13 protein-coding genes are annotated in these 13,833 nt (G+C 69.0%); 7 read left to right on the plus strand and 6 right to left on the minus strand.

Going from position 1 to position 13,833, the window contains the following annotated elements; all coding sequences use genetic code 11:
* Window positions 1–75 precede the first annotated feature (75 nt).
* Together V7D63_RS07750 and V7D63_RS07755 are read left to right on the plus strand one after the other, a co-directional pair.
* Window positions 76–816 carry an alpha/beta fold hydrolase gene (locus V7D63_RS07750; RefSeq protein ID WP_333591693.1) on the plus strand — a complete coding sequence of 247 codons (741 nt, stop codon included), beginning with the start codon at window positions 76–78 and terminating at the stop codon, window positions 814–816.
* Between the two features lie 35 nt (window positions 817–851).
* Window positions 852–1,070 (plus strand): hypothetical protein, encoded by a 219-nt coding sequence (locus V7D63_RS07755; RefSeq protein ID WP_333591694.1) that lies wholly within the window; start codon window positions 852–854, stop codon window positions 1,068–1,070.
* A gap of 2 nt (window positions 1,071–1,072) precedes the next feature.
* Here V7D63_RS07755 and galU read toward each other — a convergent pair whose 3' ends face one another.
* Together galU and glmS are read right to left on the minus strand one after the other, a co-directional pair.
* On the minus strand, window positions 1,073–1,951 hold the full coding sequence (gene galU / locus V7D63_RS07760) for a UTP--glucose-1-phosphate uridylyltransferase GalU (RefSeq protein WP_333591695.1): 879 nt from the start codon (window positions 1,949–1,951) through the stop codon (window positions 1,073–1,075).
* A 304-nt stretch (window positions 1,952–2,255) separates the two neighbouring features.
* Entirely contained in the window at window positions 2,256–4,070 is a 1,815-nt protein-coding gene (gene glmS, locus V7D63_RS07765; protein WP_333591696.1) for a glutamine--fructose-6-phosphate transaminase (isomerizing), read from the minus strand.
* Between the two features lie 174 nt (window positions 4,071–4,244).
* Here glmS and glmM point away from each other — a divergent pair, with 174 nt between their 5' ends.
* On the plus strand, window positions 4,245–5,594 hold the full coding sequence (gene glmM / locus V7D63_RS07770) for a phosphoglucosamine mutase (RefSeq protein WP_333591697.1): 1,350 nt from the start codon (window positions 4,245–4,247) through the stop codon (window positions 5,592–5,594).
* 3 nt (window positions 5,595–5,597) lie between these two features.
* Here the strand turns inward: glmM and V7D63_RS07775 are convergent, their stop codons facing one another.
* The 3 genes from V7D63_RS07775 to V7D63_RS07785 are packed head-to-tail and all read right to left on the minus strand — an operon-like array spanning window position 5,598 to window position 8,992.
* Entirely contained in the window at window positions 5,598–6,176 is a 579-nt protein-coding gene (locus V7D63_RS07775) for a DUF805 domain-containing protein (RefSeq protein WP_333591698.1), read from the minus strand.
* A gap of 25 nt (window positions 6,177–6,201) precedes the next feature.
* The gene (locus V7D63_RS07780) at window positions 6,202–7,527 is read right to left on the minus strand and encodes an FAD/NAD(P)-binding protein (protein WP_333591699.1); all 1,326 of its coding nucleotides are present in this window, start codon (window positions 7,525–7,527) and stop codon (window positions 6,202–6,204) included.
* Entirely contained in the window at window positions 7,493–8,992 is a 1,500-nt protein-coding gene (locus V7D63_RS07785) for a phosphomannomutase/phosphoglucomutase (RefSeq protein WP_333591700.1), read from the minus strand. The genes V7D63_RS07780 and V7D63_RS07785 overlap by 35 nt, the downstream gene beginning before the upstream one ends.
* 140 nt (window positions 8,993–9,132) lie before the next feature.
* Between V7D63_RS07785 and gpmA the strand changes: the two genes are divergently transcribed.
* From gpmA to V7D63_RS07805, 4 genes are all read left to right on the plus strand, one after another.
* Window positions 9,133–9,846 (plus strand): 2,3-diphosphoglycerate-dependent phosphoglycerate mutase, encoded by a 714-nt coding sequence (gene gpmA, locus V7D63_RS07790; RefSeq protein ID WP_333591701.1) that lies wholly within the window; start codon window positions 9,133–9,135, stop codon window positions 9,844–9,846.
* Window positions 9,843–10,466 carry a bifunctional diaminohydroxyphosphoribosylaminopyrimidine deaminase/5-amino-6-(5-phosphoribosylamino)uracil reductase RibD gene (gene ribD, locus V7D63_RS07795; protein WP_333591702.1) on the plus strand — a complete coding sequence of 208 codons (624 nt, stop codon included), beginning with the start codon at window positions 9,843–9,845 and terminating at the stop codon, window positions 10,464–10,466. Before gpmA ends, ribD begins: the two co-directional genes overlap by 4 nt.
* Window positions 10,467–10,555: 89 nt before the next feature.
* A complete protein-coding gene (locus V7D63_RS07800; RefSeq protein ID WP_333591703.1) occupies window positions 10,556–11,827 on the plus strand; it encodes a pentapeptide repeat-containing protein in 1,272 nt (423 codons plus the stop codon).
* A complete protein-coding gene (locus V7D63_RS07805) occupies window positions 11,824–13,071 on the plus strand; it encodes a pentapeptide repeat-containing protein (RefSeq protein WP_333591704.1) in 1,248 nt (415 codons plus the stop codon). The genes V7D63_RS07800 and V7D63_RS07805 overlap by 4 nt, the downstream gene beginning before the upstream one ends.
* Window positions 13,072–13,139: 68 nt before the next feature.
* Here V7D63_RS07805 and V7D63_RS07810 read toward each other — a convergent pair whose 3' ends face one another.
* Window positions 13,140–13,610 carry an Hsp20 family protein gene (locus tag V7D63_RS07810; protein WP_333591705.1) on the minus strand — a complete coding sequence of 157 codons (471 nt, stop codon included), beginning with the start codon at window positions 13,608–13,610 and terminating at the stop codon, window positions 13,140–13,142.
* Between the last annotated feature and the right edge of the window lie 223 nt (window positions 13,611–13,833).

The raw sequence follows: 13,833 nt of genomic DNA on the forward strand, positions 1-13,833 counted from the left end.
CAGTCCGTCCTATCCTCTGATCCTCGGGTCAAGCCCGAGGATGACGCAAGCGATGGAAGTCTGCACAAGGAACGGATGATCGATCTCCAGCATCTGACCCGCCCCGACGGCGAAACCCTGGCCTTCAAGGCGGTCGAAGGCTCCGGCCCGACCGTCGTCTGGATCGGCGGCTTCCGCTCGGACATGGAGGGGACCAAGGCCCTGGCCCTGGATGTCGCGGCGCGCGCGCGCGGCTGGGCCTATGTCCGCTATGACCATTTCGCCCATGGGGTTTCGTCGGGCGACTGGCGCCGGGCCACGGTGGGACGCTGGCGCGAGGATGCGGTCGCCCTGATCGACAGCCTGGACGGTCCGGTGATCCCGGTGGGGTCGTCGATGGGCGGCTGGGTCGCCTTGTTGCTGGCGCTGGCGCGGCCCGAGCGGGTGGCGGGGCTGGTGCTGGTCAATCCGGCCCAGGACTTCACCGAGCGGCTGATGTGGCCCGGCCTGGCCGATCATGTGCGTCAGGCCATCATGCGCGACGGCGAGGCGCTGATTTCGGAAGAGGGGCTGGGCGACTACGTCCTGACCCGCGCCATGTTCGAGGAGGCGCGAAACTGGCTGCTGCTGGACGGCGAGATCCGCATTCCGGCGCCGGTTCACATCCTGCAAGGCCAGGCCGACGACGTGGTGCCCTGGCGCCATCAGGTCCAGCTTCTGGAGCGGCTGCGGGGCGGCGACGTGACGCTGGAACGGGTCGAGGGCGGCGATCATCGCCTGTCTTCGCCGGGCGATCTGGCGCGGTTGATCGCAGCGGTTGAGCGGTTCAGGCGTTAGGCTAAAATAGCCTCGCGTCTTTGAAGGAGAGCGCCATGCGCACCCTGACTGTCCTGACCCTGTCCGTCCTCGCCGTCGCCGCCTCGGCCTGCGCTACGACCACCCGAGGCAATGTCTATTCCAACGAGGTCGAACGCCTGGCCGCCGACTGCCAGGCGCGCGGCGGCATTCTGCAAGCCACCGGCGCGCACACCGGCCACGCCCCCGCCGACAACTACTGCAAACTGACCAACGCCAGCCGCATTCCGGGCTGAGTTCAGAGCAGGGCGGTCAAGGCCGCCCGCGCCGCCTCGCCGAGGTCCGGCCGCTTCAGGGCCAGGGCGACATTGGCGCGCAACAGGCCGATCTTGTCGCCGCAGTCGTGGGTCACGCCCTCGTATTCAAAGGCGGTGAAGGTCTGACGGGTCATCAGCCGGGCCATGGCGTCGGTCAGTTGGATCTCGCCGCCCGCGCCGCGTTCCTGGGTCTCCAGAATGTCGAAGATCTCCGGTTGCAGGATGTAGCGGCCCGAGATCGACAGGTTCGACGGCGCCGTGCCCTGGGCGGGCTTTTCGACCATGCCCTTCATGGTGATGCGGCGGCCGTCGCGCGCGTCGGGATCGACGATGCCGTATTTGTGGGTCTCGGCCTCGGGCACGGCCTCCACGCCGATGACGTTGCCGCCGACCTGGGCATAGACCTGGGCCAACTGTTTCAGGGCGCCGGGCGCCGCGTCCACGATGACGTCGGGCAGGATGACCGCGAACGGTTCGTCGCCGATGATGTCCTTGGCGCACCAGACCGCGTGGCCCAGGCCCTTGGGCTGCATCTGGCGGGTGAAGCTCATCTCGCCAGGACGGGCCAGGTCGGCGTTCAGGGCGTCCAGGATGTCGGTCTTGCCCTTGGCCTGGAGCTGGGCCTCCAGTTCGACCTGGTGGTCGAAATAGTCCTCGATCGCCTGTTTGGCGCGGCCGGTGACGAAGACGATGTGCTCGATCCCCGCCTCGCGCGCCTCTTCGACGATGTAGCTCAGGATCGGCCGGTCGACGACGTTCAGCAGCTCCTTGGGCGTGGTCTTGGTGCCGGGCAGCACCCGGGTGCCCAGACCCGCGACGGGCAGGACGGCTTTGCGAAGGCGGCGAGGCGTGGCGGTCATGCGGTTTCCCGAGCGGCGATTCCGCACAGCCTAGCGCAATTCCACGACCGACTGTCTCCTCCCCATCGCAGACGGCTGTGTTCGTGTTAACTGGCTGCGGTTGAGCTTTCTCCGTTTCCCCGGCGGATGCCGGGGTCCAGATGGAAAGCCTCCGTCGCTTGCCGACAATAGGCCTAGGCTTGCCCCCAAGAGATCCAGCTTGGATCTGGACCCCGGCATCCGCCGGGGAGGCGGTGGGGGAGACCCGTTAACACCTAGTATGAATCCAGCCGTCACGGATGGGGACGAATGGGGAGGCGAAGGCTCACTCCACCGTCACCGACTTGGCCAGGTTGCGCGGCTGATCGACGTCGGTGCCTTTGTGCACGGCGGTGTAATAGGCCAGGAGCTGCACCGGCACGGCATAGACCAGCGGTGCGATCAGCGGGTGGCAGTCGGGCGCGTCGACCCGGGCGATGCCCGCGCCGTGCGGATCGGGCGCGGCGCGGGGGGCGATCATGACCACCGGCCCGCCGCGCGCCGCCACCTCCTGAAGGTTCGACGCGGTCTTTTCAAACACCTCGTCCAGCGGGGCCAGGGCGATGATCGGCGTCTCCTCGTCGACCAGGGCGATGGGACCGTGCTTCAGCTCGCCGGCGGCATAGCCCTCGGCGTGGATGTAGCTGATCTCCTTCAGCTTCAGCGCGCCCTCCATGGCCAGGGGGAACATCGCCCCTCGACCCAGGAACAGCACGTCCGAGGCCTTGGCCAGATCCTGGGCCACGGCGCGGATGTCGGCGTCCATCGCCAGGGCTTCGGCGATCAGGCGCGGGGCCTCGAACAGGGCCTTGACCAGTTCACCCTCGGTCTGGCCGTCGATCCGGCCGCGCGCCACGCCCGCCGCCACGGCCAGCGACAGCAGGGCCGCGACCTGGGCGGTGAAGGCCTTGGTCGAGGCGACGCCGATCTCGGGACCCGCATGGGTCGGCCACAGGGTCTCGGCCTCGCGCGCCATGGACGAGGAGTGGACATTGACCACCGCCGCCGTCTTCAACCCCTCGCGCTTGCACCAGGTCAGGCCCGCCAGGGTATCGGCGGTCTCGCCCGACTGGCTGACGGCGACGGCCAGCGTGCCTCGGGTCAGGGCGGGCGAGCGATAGCGGAACTCGGACGCGATCTCGACGTCGCAGGGCAGGCCGGCGATCTTCTCGAAGGCGTATTTGCCGATCTGGCCGGCGTAGAAGGCGGTGCCGCAGGCGATGATCTGGATGCGGTCCACGGCGGCGAAATCGACCGGCTGGACCTTGGCCTTGCCGGTCACCAGGTCGAGATAGGCCGACAGGGTGTGCTGGACGCTATCGGGCTGTTCGTGGATCTCTTTTTCCATGAAGTGGCGGTATTCGCCCTTCTCGACTAGGGCCGAGGAAGCCGAGACCTTGACCACCGGCCGCTCCACGGCGGCGCCCGTCACGTCGAACATCCGCGCGCCCGAGCGGTTGAGGGCGACATAGTCGCCTTCTTCCAGATAGCTGATCGACTGGGTGAAGGGACCGACCGCCAGGGCGTCGGAACCCAGGTACATCTCGCCCTCGCCCCAGCCGACGACCAGGGGGCTGCCGCGCCGCGCGCCCAGGATCAGTTCGTCCTCGCCCTCGATCAGCACCGCCAGGGCGTAGGCGCCGGTCAGCCGGTCCAAGACCGATTTGAACGCCGTCAGCGGGTCCAGCCCCGTCTCCAGCGCCGCGTCGATCAGATGGGCCACGACCTCGGTGTCGGTCTGGCTCTCGAAGGTGCGGCCCGTGGCCTGAAGCTCGGCCTTCAGCTCGGCGAAATTCTCGATGATGCCGTTGTGGACCAGGCTGACGCGGCCCGCCTTGTGCGGATGGGCGTTGGCGGTGGTCGGGGCACCGTGGGTGGCCCAGCGGGTGTGGCCGATGCCGACGGTGGCCTTGATCGGGTCGTCGGCCAGAACGGTCTCCAGCTCGCGGATCTTGCCCTTGGCGCGGCGGCGCTCGATGCGGCCGTCGACCAGGGCCGCGACCCCGGCGGAGTCATAGCCGCGGTATTCCAGCCGCTTCAGGCTGTCGATCAGCCGGGGAACGACCGAGCCTTCGCCGCTGACGCCGATGATGCCGCACATGGTGTGTCTCTCCGAAGCCTTCGCCGTGTTCGCGCCCGTTCCGCCCTGTGGAGGACCGGCGCGTCCGATCCCGAGACAAGCCCGAGGATGACGGCGTTGATCGTCTGCTCTAGGACGGCGTTACGACGCCGACACCTAAAAAGCGGTTTCGGATGATTTCGCGGGGAGAGACGCATGGGCGACAGGCGGTACTTCGGGACGGACGGCATTCGCGGCCGGGCCAACAGTCATCCGATGACCGCCGAGGTGGCGCTGCGCGTGGGGTTGGCCGCGGGCAAGCTGTTCATGTCGCATGACGACCGTCGTCACCTTGTCGTGATCGGCAAGGACACCCGCCTGTCGGGCTACACCATCGAACCGGCGCTGGTGGCGGGTTTCGCCTCGGTGGGCATGGATGTGCTGACCTTCGGGCCGCTGCCGACGCCGGGGGTGGCTATGATGACCCGGTCGATGCGCGCCGACCTGGGCGTGATGATCTCGGCCTCGCACAACAGCTACACCGACAACGGCATCAAGCTGTTCGGTCCCGACGGCTACAAGCTGTCCGACGAGATCGAGCTGAAGATCGAGGCCATGATGGACGAGGGCCTGGGCGAGGGCCTGGCCGCGCCGGACCAACTGGGCCGGGTCAAGCGCATCGACGACGCCCCGCCGCGCTATATCGAGATCGCCAAGCGCGCCTTCCCCAAGGGGCTGAGCCTGAAGGGGCTGCGCGTCGCCGTCGATTGCGCCAACGGCGCCGGCTATCGCGTCGCGCCGACGACCCTGTACGAACTAGGCGCCGAGGTCTTTCCGATCGGGGTCGATCCGAACGGCATGAACATCAATCTGGACTGCGGCTCGACCTATCCGGGCGCCCTGTCCGAGGCGGTCAGGACCTTCCGCGCCGACATCGGCATCGCCCTGGACGGGGACGCCGACCGGGTCATCATCTGCGACGAGAAGGGCCAGGTCGTGGACGGCGACCAGATCATGGCCATGATCGCCCGCGACTGGTCTCGCCAAGGCCTGCTGACCGGCGGCGGCGTGGTCGCCACCGTCATGTCCAACCTGGGGCTGGAGCGCGCCATGCTGGCCGAGGGGCTGACGCTGGAGCGCACCCAGGTCGGCGACCGCTATGTCATGGAGCGGATGCGCGAGGGCGGCTTCAACCTGGGCGGCGAACAGTCGGGCCACATCATCCTGCACGACCACGCCACCACCGGAGACGGCCTGATGGCGGCCTTGCAGGTTCTGGCCGTGATGGTCGAGAGCGGCAGGAAGATGAGCGAACTGGCCCGCCAGTTCGACACCGTGCCCCAGTTGCTGGAGAACGTGCGCTATTCGGGCGGCAAGCCGCTGGACGACGCGGCGGTCAAGGCGGCCATCGCCGAGGGCCAGGCGGCCCTGAAGGGGGCGGGCCGGGTGCTGGTGCGCCCCTCGGGCACCGAGAAACTGATCCGCGTCATGGCCGAGGGCGACGACGCGGCCCTGGTGAAACGCGTGGTCGGGGATATCGTCGGGGCGGTGAAGGCGGCGGGTTAGGGTTTAGGCGGTCGGCGAGCCGAACCGGTTCGCGCCGGCGCGGCTGGGCAGGATCAACAGAATGACGAGCACGCCCAGGCTGAAAATATAGGCCGCGTTATTGGCGAACAGCAGCCCAAACAGCCGCATGTCTGGTTCCGGCCCGCTGAACGACATCATCAGTCGAGGCATCATGATCAGGGCGATCATCAGGAAGATCGGCGTCGGCAAGGCCCACAACCCGGATCGTCCCGTGTCGTAAAGTCTTCGGGCGACCGCCGCTGCCAGAAGCACGACGAGAACACCGCTGACGGCGCCCATGCCCAGCGCCATGCCGCTCATGTCGGGAACAAAGGCGGGATCGCCGGATGACACCGACATGGAATAGCTGTTGAGTCCGACATCGGTCGTGACTCTGCCGGGATGCTGGGCCGCGAAGGCCTGCATTTCGACTACCAGCGCCTGAATCTGAAACATCATGACGATGCAGATCGTGACAAAGCCCACAGCCAACACCAGCCCGGCGTAAGGCCAGAAGACAGCCCGAGAATCCCGGCCTGAGAAGCGGCCCAGACGGCGGAAACCGGCAAGAATGGGGTTCATGGGATCTCCCTGATGTCGATCTGTCTCAGTCGATGATCGCCGCCATCGCCTCGATCCGCTTTCTGATGTCCGGCACGGCGATGGTCTCCCAATAGGCGGCGCGGGCGGGTGGGCCGAGCGTCCATAGGCGGCCGTCGGCGCGCCCCTGTGCATCCAGAACGCGGCCGTCGGCGTCTAGATCCAGACCCAGGCCCAGCGGGTCCAGTCGCGCACGGCCCTGGGCGATCAGCGGGCCGGTCAGGGGATGGGCCGCCGCGTCGTGGCCCGGCCCGGTGCAGTCGATGATCCAGTCGGCCGTCAGCGGTTCGGCCGCCGCCTGACGCCAGGGCCGCCAGCGCGCCAGGGGCTTGCCGTCGCCCGCCTCGACGCTCTCCAGCCGTCCGGCCTTGAGCGTCAGCCGGTCCTCGGCCGACAGCCGGTCCAGCATCCGGCCCATTTCGGGCGCGATGCGGTGGCGGTGCACGTCCCACCACGGGCGCAGATGGTGCATCAGGCGGGCGCGTTGCGTGGTCGTCGCCTCGACCCACAGCCGGGCCGTGATCGGCCGATAGCCGTCCATCACCGCGCGCCAGCCCGCGTCCCGGGCCAGGGTGCGGGCCGCCTTCAGCCGCCGCGACAGGGGACCGGCGGTCGCCGTTTCGGGCAGGTCGGCGTGGACGTCCGGCGGCGCGCCGTGGGTGCGGGGCAAGAGACCGCGCAGCGACAGGGTCGAGACCCGGCCGCGCCAGCCGCGCGCATCCAGCGCCTGGACCACATCGACCATGGTCAGGCCGCTGCCGATGATCAGGATGTCGTCCGCGTCGCCGATCCGGTCCAGTGCGCCGGGCGCCCAGGGATCGGCCAACACCCGGTCGTCTCTCCCGGCCGTGCGCGGCGGCGGATTGCCGGTGGCCAGAACCACGACGGCGCCCTTGATAGCCTCGCCGTCCGTCAGACGCACGCCGTCTTCGGTGACCGCCGCGACCTCGCCCGCCACGCGCCGGATCAGGCCTGGATGCACGGTCTCGACGCCCGCCAGTCGATCACGGACATAGCGGCCGTAAAGGGTGCGGGGGGCGAAACCCTGGGGGTCGGCGTGGTCGGGCGCATGGGCCTTCAGCCAGTCGACGAAGTCGTCGGGCCGCCCTTCGATCGCGCTCATTCGGCCCGCGCGGACGTTCAACAGATGCCCCGCGAACGGCGTCGAATAGGCCACGCCGGGACCGAAGTCGCCGGTGCGGTCGATCAGCACCGAGGCTCGTCCGCCCTCGGCCAGCCGCGCGGCCAGCATGGCGCCCGAAAAGCCGCCGCCGACGATGATGACCGGTTCGCTCAGATCAGATTTCCTGGTTGTAGGCGCCGATCTCGGCATAGCGCGCCAGGCGCGGTTTCACCTCGTCGCGGAACAGGGCGCGCATGTCGGCTTCGGATCGCATGGACTCCACCACCACGACCAGCTCAGGTTTGTTGGACGAGGCGCGCACCAGGACCCACGAGCCGTCCTCCAGGTGCACCCGCACGCCGTTGACGGTGATCGCCTCGACGATCTTGCGACCCAGGATTTCGCCGCCCGCATCGGCCAGGGCCTGGTATTCGGCCACGATCCGCTCCAGCACGCCGTACTTCAGCTCGTCGTCGCAGTGCGGCGACATGGTCAGGCTGGTCCAGGCGTCGGGCAGGGCGGCCTTCAGTTCGGACAGGCGCTTGCCCGGATTGCGGTCCAGCATGGCCAAGACCGCGCCCGCCGCCACGATGCCGTCGTCATAGCCGCGGCCGATCGGGGCGTTGAAGAAGAAATGGCCCGACTTCTCGAACCCGGCCAGGGCGCCCAGTTCGGCGGTCTTGCGCTTGATGTAGCTGTGGCCTGTCTTCCAATAGACGGTGGTCGCGCCGTTGGCGGCCAGCACCTCATCGGTCTTGTAAAGACCCGTCGACTTCACATCGACGACGAAGGTCGCCTGGGGGTGCAGGGCCGACAGGTCGCGGCCCAGCATCAGACCGATCTTGTCGGCGAAAATCTCCTCGCCCGTGTCGTCGACCACGCCGCAGCGGTCGCCGTCGCCGTCGAAGCCCAGGGCCAGGTCGGCGCCCGTCTCGCGCACCTTGGCCGCCATCTGCACCAGCATGGCGTGGTCTTCCGGGTTCGGATTGTATTTGGGGAAGGTGTAGTCGAGTTCGGTGTCCATCTCGATCACCTCGGCGCCCATGCGGCGCAGGGCCTCGGGAGCGAAGGCGCCGGCCGTGCCGTTGCCGCAGGCGGCCACGACCTTGATCGGGCGCGACAGCTTCACCTTGGCCGAGATCTCTTGCAGATACTGCTCACGGAAGTCCTCGATCCGCTCCAGGCGGCCGCCGGGGCGGGCCACGCCCTGGTCCTCCAGCACGATTGTCTTCAGCCGCCCGATCTCGTCGGGACCGAAGGTCAGGGGCGGATTGGCGCCCATCTTGACGCCGGTCCAGCCGTTCTCATTGTGGCTGGCCGTGACCATGGCCACGCAGGGAGCGTCCAGGGCGAACTGGGCGAAATAGGCGGTCGGCGACAGGGCCAGGCCGATGTCGAGAACCTCCATCCCGCCTTCCAGCAGGCCCAAGGTCAGGGCCTGTTTCACCGACAGGGAATAGGAACGGAAGTCGTGGCCGACGACGATGCGCGGCCGCTGGCCGATCTCATGCACATAGGTCGCCAGTCCCAGGCCCAGGGCCTGGATGCCCAGAAGGTTGATCTCCTTCTCCAGCACCCAGCGGGCGTCGTACTCCCGGAACCCCGTGGCCTTGACCAGGGGGGTGGTCTCATAGGCGGCGGTGTTGGGGGCGAGGTCGGCGCGAGGCTTGGGCATGGACGGCTTTCCGTACGGCGTATCGGCTCGGCTATAGCCGGGGGGCGTGGCGGCCGACAACGCATGATCGCGCGGCAGGCCCCGGCTTGACCGGTTCCGGCGCCCGGCCTACCCCCGGACGGAAACCGCCGGAGTCCCGAATGCCCCGCCTGATCCTGCTGCGCCACGGCCAGAGCCAGTGGAACCTGGAAAACCGCTTCACCGGCTGGGTCGACGTCGATCTGACGGCCGAGGGCGAGGCCCAGGCGCGACGGGGCGGCGAACTGATCGCCCAGGCCGGGTTCAAACCCGCCGTCATGTTCACCTCGGTGCTGACGCGGGCCAAGCGCACCGGCGCCCTGGCGCTGGTCTCGGCGGGCCTGAAGGACGTGCCGGTGGTCGAGGACTGGCGTCTGAACGAGCGTCACTACGGCGGCCTGACCGGGCTGGACAAGGCCGAGACCGCCGCAAAGCACGGCGAGGATCAGGTCAAGATCTGGCGCCGCAGCTATGACATTCCGCCGCCGCCCCTGGCGTCGGGCGGCGAATTCGATTTCGCCTCGGACCCCCGCTACGCCGGCAAGGCCATCCCCGACACCGAAAGTCTGAAGACCACGCTGGACCGGGTGCTGCCCTATTGGAACGACGCCATCGCGCCGCGCCTGAAGGCGGGCGAGGACGTTCTGATCGCCGCCCACGGCAATTCGCTGCGCGCCATCGTCAAACATCTGTTCGACGTGCCGGACGACCGGATCGTCGGGGTCGAAATCCCGACCGGCAATCCGCTGGAGATCGACCTGGACGCGGACTTGAAACCCACCGCCGCCCGCTATCTGGACGCGGATCGCGCCCAGCCTCTGCCGGTGATCGGATGAGCGCCGACGACGCCGCCTTCATGGGCCAGGCCATCGACCTGGCCCTGGCCGAGATGGGCCAGACCTGGCCGAATCCGGCCGTCGGCTGCGTGATCGTCAACGACGGCCAGGTCGTGGCCGAGGCCGCGACGGCGCCGGGCGGGCGGCCTCACGCCGAAGAGCAGGCCGTGCCCGCCGCCGGTCACCGCGCCCAGGGCGCGACCGCCTATGTGACGCTGGAGCCGTGCGGCGCACGCTCGTCGGGGCGCAAGTCGTGCTCGCACTTCCTGGCCGAGGCGGGGATCAAACGGGTGGTGGTGGCCTGCGTCGATCCCTCGCCCTTCGCCTCGGGACGGGGTGTGGAGCGGCTGCGCCAGGCCGGGCTGGAGGTCGAGACCGGCCTGCTGTCGGATCGGGCGGCAGTGCTTTACGAAGGCTATCTGCACCGGCTGGAGACGGGTCGGCCCATGGTCCGCATCGCCGAGGACGGCGCCGGGTTCGACGGTCGTTTCGCCGCCTCGCCCAAGGCTGACTTGACCATCGAGCTGAAACGCCTGGGCGAGGCCGGCTACACCCGCCTGTGGACCGCACCGGGCGAACTGGCCGAGGCGCTGAGGGCGCAGGGGCTGCTGACGGAGTGAAAATCCTTCTCCGACGGGGGCGGATTCGATCCTTTGAAATCCTGATTTCAGCAAACCTTCCTTAAGCGCGGCGGGCGCAGACTGGCGCCATGTCGGGAACCCCACAGGCCGTCGTCCGGCGACGACTCAGCCAAGAGGAGCTGGATGCCGTCTGCATCCGGCACGAACGGCTGTGGCAGGCGCGCCCCGGCGGCGCACGGGCCGTCTTCGCCTGGCTGGATCTGTCGGGTCTCAGCCTGAAGGGGCGCAACCTGGCCGACGCCGACTTCGCGGCCGCCTGCATGATCGGCTGCGATCTGACCGGCGCGCGGCTGGACAACGCCAATCTGTTCGGGACCGATCTGCAAGATGCGGTGCTGCGCGACGCCAGCCTGCGCCGGGCCGACCTGCGCGGGGCCTGTCTGCGGGCCGCCGACCTGACCGGAGCCGATCTGTTCGAGGCCGACCTGCGCGAGGGCGCGATCGCCGCCGCCGACGTCAAGACCGGCTTCCGCATCGTCGAGGCCCAGAGCCGTCAAGAGACCCAGGCCCGGGGCGCCTGCCTGGCCGGCGCCAATCTGCAACGCTCGCGCCTGTCGGGCGTCGTGGCTCAGTCGGCGGACTTCTCGGACGCGGTGATGAAGGACTGCAAACTGGTCCGGGCCAATCTGAAGGCCGCCAGTTTCCGCGGCGCCGATCTGGCCGGGGCCGACCTGTCGGGCGCTGATCTGTCGGGCGCGGATCTGCGCGACGCCGTGCTGGTGGGCGTGAAGGCGGCGCTGTGGCGCACCGACGGCGCCGACATGACCGGCGCCCTGACCGACGACCGGCCCTCGGGCGCGCCGGTCGCGCGCCTGCCCGCCGCCGACATGCTGAAGGCGCACGCTCTGTGGTGCGAAACCGGCGGCGCCGACGGCAAGCCGTCCGTGTTCGACGGCGTCGACCTGCGCGCCTTGGGTTCGATCACCGGCTATAATCTGACCGCCCTGTCGGCGCGCGGCGCCGTCTTCTATGGCCTGGACATGGAGGGGGTGCAGCTTCAGGGCGCGCATCTGGAAGGCGCCGATCTGCGTTCCGCCCGCCTGCGCCGGGCCGATCTGAGGGGCGCGCGCCTGGCCCGGGCCAAACTGACCGGCGCAGACCTGCGCGAGGCCCAGCTTGGGCCGTTGCTGATCGGGCCGGAGCGTTTGCTGCCCGCCGATCTGACCGAGACCAATCTGCGCGGGGCCGACCTGTCGGGCGCCGATCTGCGCCGGGCCGTCCTGCGCGGCGCCGACGCCTCGCGCGCGGTTTTTCACGGCGCCCAGACGCGCCAAACCGAATTCGACGGGGCGACCCTGACGGGCGCCCGAGGGCTTGAACCCCTCAAAGGAGCCGCATGACCGACTTCGTCCGCCGCCGTCTCAGCCAAGGCGACCTCGATCTCTTCATCGTGGCGCACCAGCGCTTCGTCGAAGGGCGCGCGGGCGGTCGCCGGCTGTCGCTGAAATTCGTCGATCTGACGGGTCTGAACCTGGCCGGCCGGATGCTGGACGACGCCGATCTGTCGGGATCGTCGCTGGAGAACGCCAGCCTGGTGGGGACCAGTCTGGAGCGCGCCCTGCTGTTCGGCTGCGACCTGCGCGGGGCGGACATGACCGGCGCGCGGATGAAACGGGCCGATATCCGCGGCGTGTCGCTGCGGGGGGCCAACCTGACCCAGGCCGACCTGACCCAGGCCGATTTCCGCGAAGGCGTCATCGCCATTCCGCACGCCACCAAGGGCCTGTCGGCGGTCAAGAACGAGATGGTCAAGGGCATCGCCGACGGCGCGGTCTTTTCCGGCGCCACGCTGGACGGTTCGCGGATGGACGGTCTCAGCGCCTGCAAGGCCGACTTCACCGACTGTTCGATGCGCGGCGCGCGTCTGACCGGCGCGAATCTGAAGGACGCGGACCTGACCGGCGCCATGATGGACGGGGCCGAGGTGGCGGGGGCCAATCTGGCGGGCGCGCGCCTGGTCGGCGCCGTGCTGACGCGGGTCGCGGTCAATTCCGCCAAACTGGACAAGACCGACATGGCCGGGGCGCTGCGCGATCCCGATCCGGCGGCCCTGGCCAAGGCGGACGACTTCTTCCAGCGCGCCCTGGACGGCAACGCCTGGGCGGAAAGCGGCGGCGTGCTGGGCGACCCGGCGGTGTTCGACAATGAGGACCTGCGCCCGCTCGGCGACCGGCTGAAGGGACTGCGTCTGACGGCCCTGTCGGCCAAAGGCGCCTGTCTGGTGGGCATGGATCTGCGCGGGGTCGCGTTGCAGGGGGCGTGCCTGGACGGGGCGGATCTGCGCGGGGCCGACCTGCGCGGCGCCGATCTGCGCGGCGTGCGCATGAGCCGGGCGAACCTGTCCAACGCCGACCTGCGCCAGGCCGATCTGGGACCCCTGCCGCTGGGCGGTGGCCGTTCGATGCCGGCGACCCTGGCCAGCAGCCGACTGCGGTATGCGCGGCTGGACAACGCCAATCTGGCCCAGGTCAAGTTTCCGGGCGCCGACCTGTCGGGCGCCGAAATGCACCATGCGATCCTGGAGGGCGTCGATTTGGACACGACCCGTCTCGACCGCGTCGTCGGCCTGACTTTGGCGGCCTGACGCGCAAGAAAAAGGGCGGCGCGGACGCCGCCCTTGAGGCTTGGGGGATCAAACGAAAGTCGGAAGGATCAGGCCGCCTTCTTGGCCTTGCCTTCGATCACCGGCTTGGCGCCGGTTCCGATCTCGATGCGGCGGGGCTTCAGCGCCTCGGGCAGTTGGCGCTCCAGGGTGATCGACAGCAGGCCGTTGGTCAGGTCGGCGCCGGTCACCACGACATGGTCGGCCAATTGGAAGCGGCGCTCGAAGTCGCGCTCGGCCAGGCCGCGATGCAGGAAGGTGCGATCCGCCGCCGTGTCGTCATTGGCGGATTTGCGGCCGGTGACGGTCAGGCCGCTTTCCTTGACCTCGATGTTCAGCTCGTCGGGCTTGAAGCCGGCGACGGCGATCTCGATGCGATAGGCGTTCTCGCCCGTGGTCTCGATATTGTAGGGCGGCCAGCCGTTCTCCTGCCCGGTGCGCGCGGCGCTCTCCAGCAGATTGGCCAGGCGGTCGAAACCGACGGCGGAACGGTACAAGGGCGAAAAATCATAGGTGCGCATGTCATCCTCCTGAGGATCAGCAAGGTCGAGCCGCCCGGCGCTTTTGCTCCCCGGTCGGCGTTGGGGTTCCGGCCCGTCCGGTCCCCTGAAGGCCCCGGCCGTTCCGCGAAAGCCCGAGGATCGGCGCTTTCAGAAGCTGAGATGGGAAGGCGTTTCGATGCGTCAAGGGGCGGGCGTCGGTGCGTGGAATCGTCGCCGTCCGGGCGTGTCGCCTTGCCCGCGC

Source organism: Brevundimonas sp. (assembly GCF_036732845.1).
Taxonomy (GTDB): Bacteria; Pseudomonadota; Alphaproteobacteria; order Caulobacterales; family Caulobacteraceae; genus Brevundimonas.